Annotated in this window: 11 protein-coding genes; 3 read left to right on the plus strand and 8 right to left on the minus strand. The window is 51.7% G+C overall.

The window, feature by feature from the left end; all coding sequences use genetic code 11:
- The first annotated feature begins 1 nt into the window (after nt 1).
- Both KOO63_15840 and KOO63_15845 read left to right on the plus strand, forming a co-directional pair.
- A complete protein-coding gene (locus tag KOO63_15840; GenBank protein MBU8923287.1) occupies nt 2–1414 on the plus strand; it encodes a glycosyltransferase family 39 protein in 1413 nt (470 codons plus the stop codon).
- A gap of 3 nt (nt 1415–1417) precedes the next feature.
- The gene (locus KOO63_15845) at nt 1418–1858 is read left to right on the plus strand and encodes a hypothetical protein (protein MBU8923288.1); all 441 of its coding nucleotides are present in this window, start codon (nt 1418–1420) and stop codon (nt 1856–1858) included.
- Nucleotides 1859–1933: 75 nt separating this feature from the next.
- Here KOO63_15845 and KOO63_15850 read toward each other — a convergent pair whose 3' ends face one another.
- From KOO63_15850 to KOO63_15885, 8 genes are all read right to left on the minus strand, one after another.
- Complete coding sequence (locus tag KOO63_15850; protein MBU8923289.1) at nt 1934–3328, minus strand: sigma-54 dependent transcriptional regulator; 1395 nt, start codon at nt 3326–3328, stop codon at nt 1934–1936.
- The gene (locus KOO63_15855) at nt 3325–5298 is read right to left on the minus strand and encodes an ATP-binding protein (GenBank protein MBU8923290.1); all 1974 of its coding nucleotides are present in this window, start codon (nt 5296–5298) and stop codon (nt 3325–3327) included. Before KOO63_15855 ends, KOO63_15850 begins: the two co-directional genes overlap by 4 nt.
- A gap of 69 nt (nt 5299–5367) precedes the next feature.
- Nucleotides 5368–9054: an FAD-dependent oxidoreductase gene (locus KOO63_15860; GenBank protein MBU8923291.1), complete on the minus strand. Its 3687-nt coding sequence runs from the start codon at nt 9052–9054 to the stop codon at nt 5368–5370.
- A 9-nt stretch (nt 9055–9063) separates the two neighbouring features.
- A complete protein-coding gene (locus tag KOO63_15865) occupies nt 9064–10842 on the minus strand; it encodes an NADH-quinone oxidoreductase subunit NuoF (GenBank protein MBU8923292.1) in 1779 nt (592 codons plus the stop codon).
- A 79-nt stretch (nt 10843–10921) separates the two neighbouring features.
- Nucleotides 10922–11437: an NADH-quinone oxidoreductase subunit NuoE gene (gene nuoE / locus KOO63_15870; protein MBU8923293.1), complete on the minus strand. Its 516-nt coding sequence runs from the start codon at nt 11435–11437 to the stop codon at nt 10922–10924.
- A 124-nt stretch (nt 11438–11561) separates the two neighbouring features.
- The gene (locus tag KOO63_15875; GenBank protein MBU8923294.1) at nt 11562–12557 is read right to left on the minus strand and encodes a response regulator; all 996 of its coding nucleotides are present in this window, start codon (nt 12555–12557) and stop codon (nt 11562–11564) included.
- A 192-nt stretch (nt 12558–12749) separates the two neighbouring features.
- Nucleotides 12750–15134, minus strand: a complete 2385-nt coding sequence (locus KOO63_15880; protein ID MBU8923295.1) for a hypothetical protein — start codon at nt 15132–15134, stop codon at nt 12750–12752.
- A gap of 53 nt (nt 15135–15187) precedes the next feature.
- The gene (locus KOO63_15885) at nt 15188–16615 is read right to left on the minus strand and encodes a hypothetical protein (GenBank protein ID MBU8923296.1); all 1428 of its coding nucleotides are present in this window, start codon (nt 16613–16615) and stop codon (nt 15188–15190) included.
- Nucleotides 16616–16889: 274 nt separating this feature from the next.
- Between KOO63_15885 and KOO63_15890 the strand changes: the two genes are divergently transcribed.
- The coding region (locus KOO63_15890; protein MBU8923297.1) for a PDZ domain-containing protein at nt 16890–19936 on the plus strand (3047 nt) is incomplete at its 3' end.

Consider the following 19936-nt stretch of genomic DNA (forward strand, 5'->3'; position numbering starts at 1 on the left):
GATGATAAACAGGACCAACTATAAAAAGCATCTGATATGGGTATTGCTGCTCTACGGGCTGCTCATGACCCTGTTCGACCTCGATTATAACTCGGTCTTCTTCGATGAGGCCCTGAATATTGTCGTGGGAAGACAGCTTCTCTCGGGGCAGTATTGCCCTGGCTGCCTTTACTTCATGGGTTCGGTGATAGTGCATCCCGTCCTTGCGGCTGCAGGCGACGCGATCGGGGGACTTAACGGTGCCAGGATAGTGAGCCTGATTTTTGGAATGGGCATCATCGGCATAGTCTATATGACCGGAAGGGTCCTTTTCAACATCAAGACGGGAATAATAGCCGCGACCCTTTTTCTATTTTCCGGAACTACGCAATACCTCATGAAACTGGCCACATACGATACCGTAGGAGCCTTCTTTCTGAGCACGGGAGCACTGCTGATCTTCGTTGCAGTCGGCAGGGAAAAAGATGGAAAACAGATCGCAGCCCTTCTTGGCGCTTCTCTTTTCCTCTTTCTGGCTTCGATCACCAAGTATGTTCTGCCTGTATTTATTCCACCCCTGCTTGTCTATCTCTGGTTCAGGCTCGGGTTCCGAAGGACCTTTTTATTCACTGTCCTGCCAATGCTGGGTCTGCTCGTTCTTTTCTTTCTAGTCGCCCCGTATGCTCCCAAGGGCGAAGTACTCGAACACCTTCGTTCGTCAGAAACGACTGTCCAGGTCGATCTGCTCACACTGGCCGACTGGACATTTCGCTGGATAGCCCTCGCCTACCTGCTATCAGTCTTCGGGATGTTCCACGAGAAAAAGGGCAAGACGGCAATACTTCTTTTTGTCCTTTCTACTCCAATAATCCTCCTGCACATGGTTACCCGGGTCGAACAATCAATAAACAAAAATGTCATCTATTCCCTTGTCTTCCTCGCCCCCGCCACGGCACTGGGGGTCGATCACATCGGCAACCTGTTCTCGATGCGCAGTGAAAACAAGATCATAAGAAACTTCTTCACTATAGCAGTGATAGTCGTCTCCTGGGCATACGGGATGTACAACCTCAGGTGGCTCGAGAGACAGTACCCGGACATGAATCCGGTCATTGAATTCTTTCAGGAGAAAGGTTTTGACGAGATGACCATAGCTACCAACGGGTGGGGCGAAGTCATCTACACCTATTCTCTCGGAAATAAATTTCCAAACGCCTCTTTTGTTCAGATAACCGAGGCTGTCAGAAATGATGGCAATGTGATTACTCTGAACAGAAAGCCGGATTTTATCGTTTGCGAGGATCCTTACTATGGAGACCGATGTCCATGTGAGGATTACAGTGATTACATGAAGGATGATTATACCTTACTTAAAGAGTTCGAGTTCGATCATCCCTGGGGAACTTCCATAGGAATGATTTTCGGAAGGAGATAGACCATGAGTAAAAGAAGTATGATTTTCCTGTCCCTCATCCTCTCCTGTTGCCTGCTGTCGGTATCGGCCACAGCTTACGAAATAGTGGGATTCAGAGGTTCGTCGTGGGGAGAACTCAAGTATGATATTCCCAGAGAGGGAGAAAACAACCTGCTATGGAGCGGTTGGGTCAAGCAGGGTATAGACTGGGTGCAGGTCGGTGACAATATCACTCTCAATACCTACGCCAAACTCCACTACAAATGGGACAAGGAAGAACAGGACTGGAACAATATGATCGGCCCGTGTGTCGGGATCAGCCTTGATGCTTACAGCCCCAAGGGCGTTGTCGCCACAATGGGAGTGGAGTACATGTGGGAAAACCATTTCCTTGATCCCAATTACACGGATGAAAAACTGGTGATCTACGTAAACTGGTTCGGGTGGTGGGATCTCAAGAAGTAAGGGTCTATATATAAAGGCTTTTGCCAGATCTGTGACGATTTAAGCAGCGTGCTGATGCATGCTGCTTTTTTTCAGTTATTCATCATCTCCATCTTCTGTTATATCGCCGGTCAGACGCTCGACTTCCTCAAGTGATATCCCCAGTGCATCAGCCGTCTTTTCCTTCTGTTTCCCAAAATACTCAAAAGTTCCCACGACATGTCGTTCTATGACAGCACGCAATTCCTCGACTACGAAATGGGCCGAATCGGAATCGCCTTCCGGCTCTAGTATATCCCTGATATACATCGGCAGATCGTGGAGAGTGATCTCGTCAGTTTCCGCGTTGGCGAGCGCGCTGGTCACTATCGTTCGCAATTCCTGCACATTGTCGGGAAAACTGTATCCGGCCAGAAGTTTCATCAAGGTATCTGAAAAGCCCTTCACTTTCTTACCGGTCCTGGCCATCTCCTCGCCAAGGAATATCTCGGAGAAAACCGGAATATCATCCACCCTTTCACGCAGGGGCGGTATTCTTATCGAATTGACCATCAGGTGGTATAGAAGATCCCTTGAAAAAGAATCCTTATACTGCGGGCTGGTCAGGTCGTCAGTCGAAGATACGATCATTCTGACATCGACCTTCCTGATCTTCGTCGAATTTTCTCTGTAGAATTCTCCGGTCTGGATCACCCGCTTCAGCCTGACCTGCATGGGAAGGGACAATGCATCGACATTGTTCAAGAAAAGTGTTCCGAGATTCGACTGCTCGAGAAGACCTGAAGCTTCTTCCCTCGACCCGCTCCAGTCTCTCGCCTGTCCGAAAAGAAATGACGGAAATCTCTCCGGATCGTGGCTTTCCGCATCCATCGCCAGAAACGGTTTTTCGCTTCTTTCGCTGGCCCGGTGAATCGCCTTCGCGAGAGCTTCCTTCCCCGTACCACTCTCCCCCCATATGAAGATGGAGAGATCGGTCGAAGCCACCTTCTCGGCCTGATGAAAAAGCTTGATCATCTCAGGATTTCGCGTCGGAAAATGTTGAAAGACCTCTTCGTGATCGAGATCGCGCCTGCTCAACTTATCGGGAAGGTCGCTTAAACTCTGCGTGAGAGCACCCTGCTCGATAGAATTTTCCAGGACCTCAAGGAATTTCTCGTCATCCACAGGTTTGATAAGATAATCGAACGCGCCCATCTTCATCGCCTTTACAGCAAGATCGACATCACTGACACCGGTAAGGATTATTACAGGAGTCTCGATCCCACTGCTTCTCACGTTATTCAATATATCTATCCCGCTGACATTAGGCATATCCATATCGAGGACTATGACATCGAACACTTCACGTTCAAGAAGGGATTTCGCCTCTCGGGAATCATTGAGGACAGTCGTATCGAATACTCCTGTCTGCATCAGAAACACTTTGAAATAGTTCGTCACCGCAATATCATCGTCAATGATAAGCACTTTTCTCGGGTTACTATTATTCATTTCTGACTCTTTCCCCTGCCGGCAGGTATCCGGATAGTGAACTTCGTTCCGACACCAGGTTTACTGGCAACAAATATGGAGCCGCCGTGCTCCTCTATGATCTTATAAGCTATCGCAAGTCCAAGACCGGTCCCTCCCGTGGCACGTTTGGTCGTAAAGAACGGATCGAATATCTGTTTGACAGTATTCTGGTTCATCCCTTTGCCATTGTCCTCGACTTCGATGATAATCACTTCTTTCCCGCTTTTGGTCCTGATTTTGATGATTCCTTTTTCAGCATCAGGCATCGCGTCACTGGCGTTGACGATAAGATTTATCAGAACCTGTTCGACCTTCTGCGAGTTTCCTCTAAATGTGGGCAGATCCGGTTCGAGCTCAAGCTCGATATCCGCTTTCTTGTGTACCTGATTATGCACAAGCCTTGTGCCTGCCTCGATAAGAGTATTGATCTCGACCTTGTCGACCAGAAGGCCATCGTCCTTCCTGACGAAAGTCCTCAACCCCTCGACGATCCCCTTGATCCGCTCCGAGCCATGAGACATGTCGTCTACAAGGATCATAATGTGTTCACGGAAGAAATCGTAGTCCAGTCTCGCGACTTTCAACTCCGGATGAGCCTCATGGTATTCGTCAATGATCGGCAGGATATCATCGAGGGCCTGCTTGATGATCTTGATATTGCCACGGATGAACTGGTTCGGGTTGTTGATCTCGTGACCGATACCACTGACGAGCTGCCCAAGGGAAGCGAGTTTGTCGGCCTGCTGAAGCTGCTGGTCCATAGTCTTCTCAAGAGTGACATCCCTGTAGAACTCAAGGATCCCGTCGACTTCGTGGTCCTTGTTGTAAACAGGAATAGCGTGGACCTGCAGAAAACGGTCCTCGTGTTTCATCGTAAGCATGACCGGCGTCTTTTCCGCAAGGACCCTCTCAAGCCTGCAGTCCTCGCATGCCTTGTCCCTGTGAAAATAACTTTTGTAGCAAAAAGCTCCAGGCTCGATATAGTCCCTGTTCGACATTACGACTTTATGCTTTTTGTCTATCAGGACAACTTCGTCGGGAATGGCCTCGAACATCGCCTCAAGCATCCCCTTCGATTCTTCCCAATTCTTGTTCACTCTGTCCAGGTATGAATTCACCACGCTGAGTTTGCTTTTCTGTCCTTCAAGTTCGGAAGTCCGTGACTCGATCTCATTACTGAGCTTATCGATTCTCCTTGAGTATTCCTCACTCTCTTCCTTTTTCATCGTCAGGATTTCCTTCAGCTGCTTTCTCTCAAGAGCGAGGTTGAGCGTCCGAGCGATCTCGTCCAGCATCTTCTGCTCACCCGGAAGAAGTTCATGCTTCTCATCATGATAGCCGATCCGTATCTCGCCCTCTTCCTCATGGTTGACAAAAAGTTTTGCCGAGATGTAGTTCGCTTCGGGCTTTTGCCCGTACTTTACACCCTGGAATACAGAATAGATGACAGCCTCTTCGGGAAATACCATCCCGGAACTCATTATATCGGGAAACCTGGAAAAGAAATCCTTCACAGATGCGGATACTTCGATAAGTTCAGCAACTTCGTAGATACAGGCGAGTTCCTTGATCCTCTCCTCTTTTTCCCATCCATCGACTTTGCTCATCCCCGCAAGCCTGTTCCTGAAAAACAGGAAGATATCACCGGAATCCGTTTTCACGCATCCGGTCTTCATCGGCAGAGAGCTTGACTCGCCGAGGGCGGGAGTGAAGATAGCAACCCCCCTGATCCCATCACGGGCTTCTCTCATCGCCGACCGGAATGTATCGAGCGAAAAAGGAGTAAGCACTTTCTCGAGATTCAGGTCGGATTTATCCTTATATCCCGCAAAACAGCCCTTGCGGAAAAACGCACTTGTATGGATTATATTCTCATTACCATCTGTGACGAGAAGATAGTCGAAATTCCCCTCGACGAAGGAAAACAGGTCTTCAACTTCGATCTTCATGATGCCTCTTTTCGTCAGCAGGGTCTTTCCGTCATCTTTCGATCAGGATCCAGTCCTTCAGGATCCGGCCTAGCGACGCACTCTGAACCTTTCTGTCCCGACCTCCCTGATCTCTTTCCTGTACTTTTCGCTATGTACAATGGGAAGAGCAATGGGTGATGGCCTCGTCCCGATTTCGGGAACCGAAAGCTTGACCCTGCCCGATTTTATCCTCTTTTCGCCCATATTCCAGTAGAAAGCAGCAAGGTCCCCAAGCTGTTTTTTCACAATCGAGCCAAGCTCTGCGGAAATATCGTCAGAGACATCTATCCCGAAGGCCTCACTGATCTCCCTCAACACCTCTACGCTCGTCATACCTGACGGAGGCTCGACAGCCTTGAAATAGTTGACGACTCTGCCTTCGAAATTGCATCTCGTGCCTTCGGTCTCCAGAAAAGTAGATCCAGGCAGGACAATATCGGCCATCCCGGTTGTTTCCGTCTCGGTCCAGTCCATTACGGCCAGGAATTCCGCGTTCTGGAACCATGAACCGGTCCTTCCCCAGGCCATCGGATCCTCACCCAGGATAAGCGCGCCCTTGATATCTCCGGCTTCCAGCATCTTCGAAAGTTCGCTTCTCGAAATCGCGCCTTCGGTCTCACCGCGATCTTTCGTCCTTCCAGCCGCGAATACAGGGTCAGCACCGGACACTTCAAGCCCCGCGCTGTTAGACAGGAGCCTCGGCAAAAGGATGTCCGCTTTCTTTCCTGCCGCACGAAGCAGTATGACAAGATTCGCGAAAGTCCTCAGATCACCAGGAGCCTGGTCCTGGGGCCTGTCGGAACTGTGAATCACCACGATATGTGAAGCCATACTTATGATCCCGGCAGCTTTTCCGATATTGGAAACGTCTACTCCGGACTGATCGGCGACCTTCGCCTCGGGGAAATCCCTGCCGGCCAGAAATTCGTCGGCACCGCTGGCCGATGCCATGATATCAGCGCTGAAGTAGCCATCATCGATCAACCTCTGAATAATGCCGTTCCAGAGAATCGCGGACCTTCCCCTCATCGGATCCATCGCCAGCGTCGAAAGCAGCTGATCGGCCGGATCCAGAGTGGAATTCGTCACGATTAGCCTTGCTCCGTTCTTGACGGCCTGGATAACTTCTGAAGCCAGAACAAGATGGTCCGATTCCAGGGCGGTGTTGTTACAGATTATCAGGTCTGCCCTGGACAGGCAGCTGCGATCGTCTGTCGATGCTGTCAGGCCCATCGAATCGTCCAGACAACCCGATTCCTTACCGTTGGCCAGTATTGACAATGAGCCGATGTTGCCTGTCCCGATACCTTCCCTTGCTATCCTCCCGGCCAGATACATCTCCTCGCTGGTGGATTCGGGAGAGATAAACACTCCCACGCTACCGGCACCATACTTCTCTGCTATTTTCTTCAACCCATCGACTACTCCCGAACAGGCGTCACCGATGGCGGCCGGAGTCCTGGAGCTGCCGGAACGTACAATCGCTTCCCTGATCCTGTCCTTCTTTATAAATAACTCGTGACCGAATCGTCCGTACCTGCAGAGATACTTGCCGGGCACTCCCGATGAAGTCAGGTAGTATCGATCTCCACCGAACTTTTTCACCTTCACCGTACATGCCAGCGAACAGAACGCGCAGTTGGTCAGTACTTCTTCTAACGCCAGGCTCGCCCTGCCGGGGAATGGATATTTAACGGTCAATGCCGCCGTGGGACATGAGTCGACGCAGTTACCGCAGCTCACACAGTTTGTCTCGACCAGCGGGTCGTTCATCGCGGGGCGCATCTCGGTCTTGAATCCCCTGCCCGTCAGACCCAGCGCCGCGATCGGAAGCACTCTGGCACAGGTCCTTACGCATCTCGCGCATAGCACACACTTGTTGGGATCATAGATGATGTATGGGTGTCTTTCGTCGATCTTGTGTTTTCTGACTTGCCCCTTGTAACGTTCCATATCGACGCCGTATTTCTCAGAATAGATCCTGAGATCACAATCGTCGAACCTTACGCACCCGCAGGAGAGACATCTATCGCATTCGTGAGTATTGTCTTCGTACTCGAATCCGGTGGCCACTTCCTGGAAGCTGTTCCTTCGCTCCTCGACATCGATCTGGTGTATTTCGTGGCGTGGACTTTCTTTTATGTCGCCGAGTTCGGCCTTGCCGGGCTTCGACCAGAATTCCTTGTGAACAGCGAATGGCTTTGCAGGTATTTCTTCGCCCTTCAACCAGGCATCGATACTGCGGGCGGCCCTCTGTCCGTCCCTTATAGCATCGATGACCACCGTCGGGCCGTCATCCGCCGCGTCTCCACCAGCGAACACTCCTTCTATATTCGTTACGCATGTATCGTTATCTATTACAAAAGTATCCCATTTCGTTAGCTCGATCTTTCCACCATCGATTTCTGTAAGCCCGTTCAGCACGGGGGCCTGGCCGATGGAAGGAACAGCGAGATTGCAGGGAAGGTCGAATTCCGAACCTTCCAGGGGCACGGGCCGCCTTCTTCCTGAATCATCGGGCTCGCCAAGCTTCATCCGTTGACATCGAAGAGCCTTCAGCCTGCCTTCTTCGGCAATGATCCCGATCGGCGCGGCCAGCTCCATGATCTCGATGCCTTCCTCGAGACAATCCTCTATTTCCATCCTGTCGGCGGGCATCTCATCCTTCGTCCTTCTATATAGGACGATGACCTTGTCAGCTCCGAGCCTCCAGGCGGTCCTTGCGACGTCCATCGCCGTATTACCGCCACCTACTACTACGACCGTACCACTTACAGGTTCACGGGTAACAGTTTTGTCAGGAAGGAAATCGGCGCCGGTCAGGACACCCTCTGTCTCTTTCTCACCCTCGACCCACATCGGCTTACCTGTCCAGGCACCCGCTCCAAGGAAAAGAGCATCGTGCTTCCCGCGAAGCTCGTCTATCGTTATATCTGTACCGACCCGGACATTGTAATTGATCTCCGCACCGGCCCTGCAAATGAATTCCACTTCCGCGTCAAGAGTCTCGTCGGTAAGCCTGTACTCCGGAATACCGTACCTGAGCATGCCTCCTGAGCGTTCCATCGCCTCATATATAATCGGTTTGTGGCCATTTCTTCCCAGAAACCAGGCCGCCGTCAGACCGGCCGGCCCCGCTCCGATGATCCCCACCGTCTTGCCGGTGGAAGGCTCGCAGGCAGGCTGACCCTCATAAACACCAGGAGCGTCTGTCACAAATCTTTTAACTGCATTGATACCGACAGGAGAATCAACATCCTGACGCCTGCAGACTACTTCACATTTACGGACGCAAACCCTGCCGCATACCGCAGGAAGCGGGTTGGTCTCCCTGATCAGGTCGACTGCCTTCCTGTACTCTCCCATAGCTGAAAGCGCGATATAGCCCTGGGCGTCGACTCCCGCGGGACACCCCTCCATGCAGGGAGATATGCAATCCGCGTAATGGTTTGAGATCAGAAGTTCAAAAGCAGTTTTGCGCGACTCCCTGATCCGCTCGTTATTCGTCTCTACTTCCATTCCCTCGGCAATACGCGTCGAACAGGACGGAACGAGATTCCATCTGCCCTTCACTTCGACGACACAGACGAAACACGAACCATACGGCTCGAGTTCATCGGAGTGACAGAGCGTAGGAATGTCGTCCAGATTGTTTTCCCTCACTACCTCAAGGATAGTCTTTCCGGGAAACGCCTCGATCTCCTGTCCGTTGATCCTGATTTTTATTTTTTCCACGATCACTCCTCAACTCTTGTAAACGGCGTCGAAGTTACAGCTCGAAACACATTTCGCGCACCTCACGCAGATCGAGTTGTCGATGACATGCAGTTTCTTGACCTCGCCGCTGATAGCATCGACCGGGCAATTCTTCGCGCAGAGCGTACACCCGGTACATTTTTCAGCGTCTATAAAGAAGTCGACCAGCGCGTCGCATCCGCCGGCCGGACATTTCTGAGATTTTATATGAGCCTCGTATTCATCGCGGTAGAAACGGATCGTCGAAAGAGCGGGGTTCGGTGCGGACTGACCCAGGCCACAGAGGCTTGCTTCCTTGATCCGTTCGCCCAGTTCGGTCAGTTTCTCTATATCGCCTTCCCTGCCCTCGCCTTTTGTGATCCTGGTGAGGACCTCGAGCATCCGCAATGTTCCGATCCTGCAGAATGTGCATTTTCCACAGGATTCGGCCTGTGTGAATTCGAGAAAGAACCTCGCCATCTCCACCATACAGGCAGTGTCGTCAAGCACTACCATTCCGCCGGAACCCATGATGGCCCCCGTTGCGGGAATCGACTCGAAATCGACCGGTGTATCACTCAGGCTATCGGGGATACATCCTCCTGACGGACCACCCATCTGCACGGCCTTGAACTTTCTTCCCTCTTTGATGCCGCCGCCGATCTTGAAGACCAGATCTTTTATCGAAGTACCCATGGGGACTTCGGCAAGTCCGCCATGAACGACCTTGCCCGCCAGGGCGAAGACCTTGGTCCCCCTGCTCTTTTCCGTACCGTACGCGGCATATGCCGGAGCTCCCTGATCTATGATCCAGGGGATGTTGGCGAAAGTCTCGACATTGTTGTTATTGGTCGGTTTCTTCCAAAGTCCCTTTTCAGCCGGGAAAGGCGGTCTGATCCGCGGCATGCCTCTCTGGCCTTCGATCGAAGCAAACAGAGCGGTCTCCTCACCACAGACGAAAGCCCCTGCGCCCTGCTTGATCTTAAGATCGAAATCGAAGCCTGACCCGAGGATATTCTTGCCGAGATATCCCTTTTCCCTGGCAGCGACTATCGCCAGGTCAAGTCTGTGTATGGCCATGGGATACTCGGCCCTGCAATATATGTAACCGAACGAAGCCCCGATGGCCCGTCCGCAGATAATCATTCCTTCCAGTACCGAATGAGGATCACCCTCCAGTACCGAGCGGTCCATGAATGCCCCAGGGTCACCTTCGTCAGCATTACAGACCACATATTTCGTGTCGGAATCATAAGACGCGGCGAACGACCACTTCAATCCGGTCGGAAAACCTGCCCCCCCCCTGCCTCGCAGGCCGGACTCCTTGACTTCCTCGACGATCTCTTCGGGAGTCATCTCCAGAAGGGCCTTCCTGATACCGCGATACCCGCCGGACTCTTCGTATTCATCTATCGATTCGGGATCGATCGTGCCACAGTTCCTCAGTACGATCCTTGTCTGCGCACTGAGAAATTCCGCCTCGCTTCCGGACGGTTCACCCTCACCATCCAGCGAGTAGACTATGTGTTCGTCCAATCGCTTTCCGTCCCTGACATCTTTTTCGAATATCTCCTCTGCCAACTCGGGAGTGACTCCTCCGTATATCGTTCTCCTGTCACCTTCGCGGACTTCCACAAGTGGTTCCCTGTAGCACATGCCGATGCAACCGGTCCCGGACAATTCGAAGGATCCGGTATTTTTTGACAATAGCTCGCTGAGACGGTCGTACGTGTTCTGCGCTCCGGCAGAAAGCCCGCATGTTCCCATCCCGACAATTACTTTTTTCATCGGAGGACTCCAGTGTTCATTTAGCTCCAGAACTCTATTCCCGATTTCATTCAATTACCTGCAAAAGCAGCAATCCCGGTCAACCTGCCACGGCAGCATCTCCGCACGCGGCTTTACTGCCGGAGATCTTCACTCTTCTACGGAATGCCCTGAGAAGTTTTCTCAGAGATGCCGGCGTAAGCTGGCCGTGTGTCTCGTCATCGATCATGATGACCGGAGCCAGCGAACAGCAGCCGATGCAGGCTACCGTGTTCAGCGTGAACAACCCGTCATCCGTCGTGCCGCCGACCTCTATACCCAGTTCGTCTTCAATAGTCTCTATGATCATCTTCGAACCCGAGACATGACAGGCCGTGCCAGCGCAGGCCCTGATGACATGTTTACCCATAGGTCGAAGCCTGAACTGACTGTAAAAGGTGATGACGCCGTACACTTCCGATTCAGGGATCCCGGTGACACCTGCGATATAATTAATCGCTTTTCGAGGTACATAACCGAAATGATCCTGCGCCGACTGAAGCAACGGGATCAATTCCCCCGGAGCCCCGTCATAGCGCCACAAGCGGTAGCTGAAAGTATCTTCTCTGCCTGCCATGACAATTCCCCCTTCACCGGCATTCGCGCCGGTGTTCGAAGGCCTCTCAAGATACAGGCTGCCTCACACTGTGGAGAGGCAGCCTATCGAACCCAAGGACTCTCTGTAAAAAATTTAACAAACATCAATCTTCTACGAGTTTTATGATCGTCGCCTCACGGACTCTGAGGACCCCTTCGATCTCACTCAATTTTTCCATGATCCTGGGCATACGGCCGACTGCTCCGTGCCCCGTTACCATCCCGACAAGCTTGGTGCCCTCATCGATGACATCGCAGAATACGACGTCGTCGATAAAAAAGACTGTCGTAAAGATCTGCTGTATGGCTTCACTGTCTATATCTACGATGATATAACTCATCGTTCCCGGTCTCTTCTGCGTGACGGTCGACGTCGTGCCCGACTTGACAGTCTTTGCGTATATTTCTATGAACTCGTCGATGTCACGGTCGAGTTTCGGCCTCTCGACCCGGGACATGGACAGGACCTCTACATCATCCATCGCCGCGATCCTGTCGAAAACAGTCTGGATCTCGTCCTGCGAACCGGCCTGGGCGAGAATGATGATATCGAAATCACCCCTGACCGCCTCACAGCTCTGCACGCCTTCCATCTGGTAGAGAGCATTGTATATCTCCATACTTCTGGAAATATCGTCTATCCTGATCGTCAGATATGCGCTGACCGACTCCTTGATCCTCGATACAGGTTCTTCCTCCCCGGACTCGGGAGCCTTCCCTGTCGATCCGGGTGCCAGCTTCTCCAGCGCCTCGACCAGATCCGGTATCTCGAAAGGTTTGTCGAGATATCCGGTATTATGCTCGGACAGGGCTGTCGTTTTGAGAGATTCGTCGCCGAACCCGGTGATGACCAGTACAGGCAGATCTGGATGCTGGACCTTGATCACCTTCAGGATCTTCAGCCCGTCTATATCAGGCATGAAAATATCGGTTACCAGATACTCGTACGCCTGGCCCTTTTCCCTGGCATTCCTTAATTCGTGTATAGCTGAGATGCCATCAGGACACGCAGTCACACTATAATCTTCCTGAGTAAGACCGACGGTAAGATTTCGGCGGATTTCAGCTTCATCATCGATTATCAGTACACGACCTTTCAAGGCAATCCTCCTGTCCTTCCTCATGAGAGAAGACAAAAAATAGAAACCGGCCGCTTCAATAACTGAAACTACCGTTCTACTTCATACTTAAGGTATTATCCTTTTTACATATTGTCAATAATTTTCGCCAAATCTGAAAATTACTGACAACCTCATATTTTACAACAAGATAAACTCAAATAAACCTGCTCCTCACCGGTCCTCGAGAATAAATGTCTTCCCCCCCGTAAAGTCGTTTATCCACAACCGGTTCCAGCTGTCGACCACTCCACGCGTAAGAGAAAATACAGCATCCCCGAACTGACCTCTCATATAGAACGATACATTCCTCGAATCCATTGACGTATCCCCGTACGGGAATGGCTCTTCATGGAGAAGTTCGAATTTCTCCGTGGAAGTATCGAAAAGCATGATCCTGAAAGCGTCCTTACTGTAACTCGTTATCACCATATCAGTTGAATATTCAAATATATTATCGGGCCTTCCTTCCCAGGGAATCTCCCAGATCCCGTCCTGGCCGGACCGGGAAAGCTTCTCCCCCTCAGCGCCTGCCAGCCTTAACGTATTATCACCATGACAAATAACATAGATGTTGCCGCGACATCCCTGAAGCCGCAGAGGCTGGCGGCCCGTCTTCAGATTCCTTGCGCCCCAGGCTGATTTATCCACTATCGTCACATCGTCCGAATCAAAACCCGTCACATATATATTATGTTCATCGAAGGCCAGATCGGTGGCCGTTATTCCCAGAATGATCCTGTGAACGACCCCGCTACTGTCAGGATCGATCACCTGCAGCACGCTGGGATCCTCGTCCTTTTCCCCCGTCTTGACAAGGTAGATCAGGTGTTCTCCACTGTCGTACCTCAGTATCCTCTGAGTGATCTCTCTCTCCACATCCTCGCCGAGTCTCAATCGGTCGTTGATATCGAACATCCTGACCTGATCGCGCATCCTTCCTGCGAACTGTTCCTCTTTTCCCCAGTTGTTCTGGGTGAAATAGAGGATCCCGTCGCGATCCAGCACGATCTCGTGGGCCTGTCTCGGTATCCTTCTGTCGTAGAATTCGAGAGTCCGCCTGTCGATAGTCATTATTCCGTTCTTCGCGCCCCATATATAGACCGTCGGCCAGTATGACTGGTGAGGACCGTACGAAAGATAGATGTCACCTTCAGGACTTTTACAGGCCCTCACCGGATAATCGAAGGGAAGTTCGTGGATATCGAAACTACCGTCCGGCCTGACCTCGGCAAACCTGTCTTCGGAACCGAACACGAGCACATTACCCCTGCATTCGAGGTCGATAAGATCGATGGGTGCCCAGCCTGTGTATATCTTTCCGCTTTCTTCTGTCACAGGGTCCAGCCATGTGACGGCAGCCCCGAAGGTCCCGTTCACAGCGCTGGCTCCCTTCGGAAAATACAACCGCCGGCTTCCAGGATCATAAGCGAGCGTGAACATATGAGGGATGATACCGAGGTCCGTCACCCTCTTAATCAGGCGGCGGCTGGCAAGATCGATCACATCGATCTCTCCATAGGCCCAGCTGGCTATATAAAGGATATCATTCTCCAGATCGACGGCACTTCCATCATTACCAAACGCGGGGACCTTTATCTCCGAAAGTGTTCCTCCACTGCTGAAGTCCACGACATGGACCGAAGCCTGGTTGTCGTAAGGTATGTATACCTCGCCCCGCGATGGATTCCAGATTATGCCGACACCTTCCGTAAAACCGGGCAATTCGACTATAAGATCGTTCTCGCCGTCCATATCGATCCGGGCCGCTGAAACGACCTCTCTCCCACCGGTCTCTATTACGATATACAGATCATGTCCGGCCTCATCATACCCGGCCAGATGCCAGCGTCCTCCTGCCGGCAGATCCAGTTCTCTGGACGATTTTTTTCTGCCCTTGCTCCCGGAAAAAAGATAGACTGCCGGGTCGAGGCCATCTACAGCTACGATGTCTCCGGTACTGTTGTCAGCTATCACTTTCCTTATCGGAGGGGGCGGAGTCGCGTTCAGATTGATCAATGGCTCCTCGCGGTCGAGCCATTTTTTCATCGTCAGCCTGCCCGACGATGCTTTATAGAATCCCAGTTTCCCTGTCTCGCGCCCGGCCAGGAAGACATTTCCTGTCGCCTCGTCAACGGCGATCGATTCAAACTGGACCTTCGTTTCTACAGTCCTGGCAGCACGCGCCTCAACCCGGACAATATGGAAACAGTTTCTCCCGATCAGGTATATATCCCCCGTGCGCGAATCCAGTGTCAGAGCTTCCGCCTTGAGGTGTTGAAAGGCCCTGCCGGCAAGAGGAATATTCGTGACTGCTCCAGTAGAACAGTCTATCACCGATATTGAGGAGCTGAGAGTGTTGACCGAGATCATTCGTCCCCTGGACTCATCGGCCCTCACAAGCATGGGACCTGCTCCGTTGCAGGCAAACCCCATCCCTGACAGGATGTCCACCTTTCGAACAGAGATTCCCGATTTTTCTGCACTGGCAGCTGACATGAAGGACAAAATGACAACCATCAGCAGAACTCCAACGGTCAGAAAATTCTTTCCCGTCATTCTCATACTCCTCTGTGGATAATGGGAACTCGTTGCCTGAAAGCCGAGCAGACCTAGAACTCGAACGCACCACTCAACATCACCATCAATGTCCCTGTCTCAAGCAGATACAGAGTAGGATAATGCATGTCCAGGTTCATCCCCCTGTTGGTATGGGTGATGTCCAGGGCCACTCCATCAACGGGAACCCACCTGACACCGGCGTTGTAGAACGGATAGATAAAATCATCCTCATTCGACACACTGAGGTGGTTGAAGTCGAGATCTGCGAGCACAGACAGGCCACTTCCCAGATCGAGGATTCCATCACACCGGAATATCAGTGTATGGACGTCCCTGCCCTCGTATTCCGTATATACGGCCCATTGACTGAAAGGTCTCAAAAAATACTTCACCGGGTAGAGATAGTCCCCTATCGTCGAAATCGACCCGGAATTGTCACGATACGAATAATTATCGTCCCCTGATTTGTAATCGAGGTTGAAATACCTTCCGTAATATCGCCTTTCCACCACGATGTCAGCTTTCAGGCGACCTCCCGCATATGAATAACTGCATCCGGCTACATGCCCCATCCTGAGCGATCCGGACTCGTCAGGGTCGGATACGTTTCTGAATCCGAATTGAGTATAGAACCTCAGTGACGGACCATACTCGACCGCCGCCGAGAGGTTCAATCCATCATCGGGCCTCTCTCCGTCGACTGAGCTATCGATATAGTATGAATAGTATCCGGCTTCGACATCGGCCCGAAGATCTCCGCGAATACACAGATCATCCATGCGGATCGACAGATCGTAGAGGTCACCGATACCGAGGCCTATTCCCGCCATGAGATCTGCTATCTGTGTATATGTCACCCGGATATCGTTCCATCCGACATACATGCTCCCACCCTGAACGTCCATATTGTACACCGTCAGGCCCTCTCCGAGTTTGAAGTCGTCGAAGTTACCGGCTGACAGACCGAAGCACAGGTCTGCGCCACCGAGGCTCATGGCCGTATCTATAGCCGCAAGGAATTTCGGGATCACTATAGTGTTGTCCCGTGAGTATACGCCGTATGAGGCTCCCCTGTGTTCGGCAAGGATCTCCGTCCTGAACGACACTCCGGAATTGCTTGCCTCGATGACAAGATCGGCGAACATCGCACCGTGAAGCAGGGGGTTGTCAGTGATCCTGGTATTCGACATGTCGAGTAATTTATAACTACTCTCAAGATCGTGTTTCAGGTAGTCGGGGATCCTGACTTTCAGTCTTTCATTGAGATTATAATCCTGTTTTATATATCCGCTATCCAGGAAAAGTCTCACTTTCCAGCCTGAACAATACGCCGGCAGCCCGGAGGACCTGGCCGGTCCGGAAGCAAATACCGGGATGATAACCAGTAGAAGACAGATCAGTTGAACAATTGAATGATGATCGCGCATCCTGATGAAGTTCATAGACCTCGTCTTCCGGTAGAATCTTTCCATTGTCATCGAGAGTCCGGACCTGCCAGACTTCCAGCAGAGTACAGCATCCAGCGATCAAAGACAATCCGATTCTGACGACCAGAGACAATCATGCCTGACAATCGAACAGTATCCGATTCTGTCGGCAGGACTGATCGATGGAACTTGAATTACTTCTCGACTGTATATAAGATATCTTTATCGACAGGGGGGCCAGGAATGACGGAGGCCTCCCCGGGAACGGTCTGGTCGTCAGTCCGAAGTATCCCCGATTCACACTGGTACTCTTCTGGAGGTTTCAATGAAACGTCTTCTGCTGATCCTTCTCGTTCTCATTCCATCCGCGGCATTCTCGGCAGGCCGGGGTTATTACCGGTATCCCGCCATCCATGGTGAGACTCTGATATTCACCGCCGAGGGCGACCTGTGGAAGGTACCTCTCTCCGGCGGTACCGCGAGACGGCTCACGACCCACCACGGCATGGAGTCTTCCGCGACGATATCTCCCGATGGACAGACGATAGCGTTCTGCGGACAGTACGAGGGGCCGAGGGAAGTCTACACACTCCCGATAGATGGTGGAGTACCTCTGAGAAGGACATGGGAGAGCGGGGCGACAGTCACAGGATGGACTCCCGACGGCAGGATCGCGTACACGACGGATCGGTACTCGACCCTTCCAAATACACAGATGATACTCCTGGACATATCGGATGGCACAAAAGAAATGCTCCCACTTGCCCAGATCAGCGATGGAGCCTGGGGTGGCAGGAACAAGGATCTCTTCTTTACGCGCCTTCCGTTCCAGGGAAGCCAGACTAAAAGATACAAGGGCGGCACGATTCAGCACTTGTGGAAATTCCCTCCGAACGCCACAGAGGCGATCCCCCTTACTGATGATTTCGCGGGCACGAGCAAGGACCCCATGTGGTGGAAAGACAGATTATACTTTCTCAGCGACCGTGACGGCACGATGAACTTCTGGTCGATGAACCAAGACGGCGGCGATATCCGCCAACATACTTTCCACAAAGGACTCGACGCGGCCAACCCTTCCATTTACGAAGGGAAAATCGCCTACCAGTTGATCGCGGACATCCACGTATACGACATCGCTTCTGACACTGACAGGAATATCCCCATAGAGCTCTCATCCGATTTTGATCAGATGAGAGAAAAATGGGTGACAGATCCATCGAAATACATCACAGCCGTCAACATCTCCCCCGACGGCAGTCGTGTTGCCCTTACGGCAAGGGGACAGGCCTTTACAGTTCCTGTGAAGGAAGGAAGGTTCGTCAGGGTGACGAGGAAGGACGGCGTCCGCTACCGGGGAGCGACCTTCATGCCGGACGGCAAGACCCTGGTCGCGCTTAGCGATGAAAGTGGTGAACTCGAATTCCTGACCCTGCCTGCCGATGGAACCGGTGAGGAGACAAGGCTGACGGATGACGGAAAGATCCTCAGGTACCAGGGGATTCCATCACCGGACGGAAAGTATATTGCATATGCTGACAAGAATTACATTCTCTGGATACTCGATGTCGAAAAGAAGAGCTCCAGAAAGATCGACGAATCCGGTTACTACAACTTCTCCGGAATCACATGGTCTCCCGGCAGCAGGTACCTCGCTTTCGATGCCAGGGCGAAAAATCATTTCAACATCATAAAGATCTACGACACCGAGAAAAAACAGTCCGTTACAGTGACAGGAGAACGGTTCGATTCGTACAATGCTGCATGGAGTCATGATGGAAAATGGCTTTATTTTGTTTCTGACAGGACTTTCAACAGCCTCGTAAGCAGCCCGTGGGGACTGCGCAACCCGTCACCGTTCTTCGACAGGATGACAAAAATTTATATGATGTCTCTCGTTCCAGGAGAAAGGTCTCCCTTCATTCCGGACGACGAGGTCTATCTCGCCGAAAAGAAACTGTCTGATGAAAAAAAGAAACAGGATGAAGAAAAAAAGAAGAAAAACAAGGATAAAAAGGATTCGAAAAAGGGCAAAGGCAACGACGCAGTCTCGATAGAGTTCGATGGGATCAGATCGAGAGTATACGAAGTGCCTGTGCCGGCAGGAAACTATTCCGGCCTGGAAGCCGGCGAGGACATCCTCTTTTTCTCAGACAGAAAATTGCGCGGCAGCGGTAGCCGCAGTCTTAAGGCGCTCAAAGTCACAAACACAGACATAGAGATAAAGACTGTCCTGGATGGAGTATCTTCCTGGACACTTTCCGGAGACTCGAAAAAAATACTCGTAAGGAAGAGTGGCGGAATATACGTCATAGACGCGAGTACCTCCGGCCCGTCAAAGCTCGGCAAGAATAAAGTCGATCTGGGCGGCTGGGCATTCACTATCGATCCAAAACAGGAATGGCAACAGATATTCGCCGAAGCATGGAGACTGGAGAGAGACTACTTTTACGATACGGACATGCACGGCGTGGACTACGACGGACTTTTTAAAAAATATTCGCCCTACGTCGACAGGGTCACCGACCGCTACGAACTGAGCGACCTTATCTCCCACCTTGTCGGAGAACTATCCACTCTGCATACATTTGTCGTGCGGGGTGACCTCCGTACTCCACAGCTGAACATCCGACAGGGAGCTCTCGGTGCGCTTCTGGAAAAAGACGTTAAGAATAAAGGATACAGGATCGCCCATATCTACAGGGCGGATCCGGACATCCTGAATATAATCTCTCCTCTCGCTGATCCCGGCTCCAGGATCACCGAGGGTGATGTCATAATGGCTATAGATGGCATCGCGCTTGATACGATCGAGGACTGGTCTCTTCCGCTGAGAAATACTGCCGGCAAGCAGGTCCTGCTTTCCCTGAGATCGAAGGACGGGACAGAATACAGGGCGATAGTGACTCCCATCTCTACAGGCGCCGAATTCAATCTCCGTTACAGCCAGTGGGAGAACGAACGAAGGGAAATGGTCGAAGAAAAAAGCAACGGCGATATCGGATACGTCCATCTCAGGGCGATGGGTTCTGAAAATATTGCGGAATGGACGAGAGAATACTATCCCGCCTTCGACCGGAAGGGATTGATAATAGATGTCAGGAACAACCGCGGGGGCAATATCGACAGCTGGATCCTCGAAAAACTTCTCCGGCGCGCGTGGTTCTACTGGAAGCCCAGAGTGGGCAACCCGTTCTGGAACATGCAGTACGCGTTCAGGGGCCATCTTGTCGTTCTATGTAACGAATCCACAGCGTCAGACGGAGAAGCTTTCGCTGAAGGGTTCCGCCGACTCGGACTTGGTAAAGTGATCGGCACAAGGACCTGGGGCGGAGAAGTATGGCTTACGTTCAGTAACTGGCTCGTAGACGG

It is taken from the genome of Candidatus Latescibacterota bacterium (assembly GCA_019038625.1).
In the GTDB taxonomy this organism is placed as follows: Bacteria; Krumholzibacteriota; Krumholzibacteriia; order Krumholzibacteriales; family Krumholzibacteriaceae; genus JAGLYV01.

Excerpts from the sequence above, each read along its gene's own strand:
- nuoE (MBU8923293.1), bottom strand. The coding sequence starts at position 11,437 with ATGGCAGGCAGAGAAGATACTTTCAGCTACCGCTTGTGGCGCTATGAC.
- KOO63_15855 (MBU8923290.1), bottom strand. The coding sequence starts at position 5,298 with ATGAAGATCGAAGTTGAAGACCTGTTTTCCTTCGTCGAGGGGAATTTC.
- KOO63_15840 (MBU8923287.1), top strand. The coding sequence starts at position 2 with ATGATAAACAGGACCAACTATAAAAAGCATCTGATATGGGTATTGCTG.
- KOO63_15845 (MBU8923288.1), top strand. The coding sequence starts at position 1,418 with ATGAGTAAAAGAAGTATGATTTTCCTGTCCCTCATCCTCTCCTGTTGC.
- KOO63_15880 (MBU8923295.1), bottom strand. The coding sequence starts at position 15,134 with ATGACGGGAAAGAATTTTCTGACCGTTGGAGTTCTGCTGATGGTTGTC.
- KOO63_15865 (MBU8923292.1), bottom strand. The coding sequence starts at position 10,842 with ATGAAAAAAGTAATTGTCGGGATGGGAACATGCGGGCTTTCTGCCGGA.
- KOO63_15885 (MBU8923296.1), bottom strand. The coding sequence starts at position 16,615 with ATGACAATGGAAAGATTCTACCGGAAGACGAGGTCTATGAACTTCATC.
- KOO63_15850 (MBU8923289.1), bottom strand. The coding sequence starts at position 3,328 with ATGAATAATAGTAACCCGAGAAAAGTGCTTATCATTGACGATGATATT.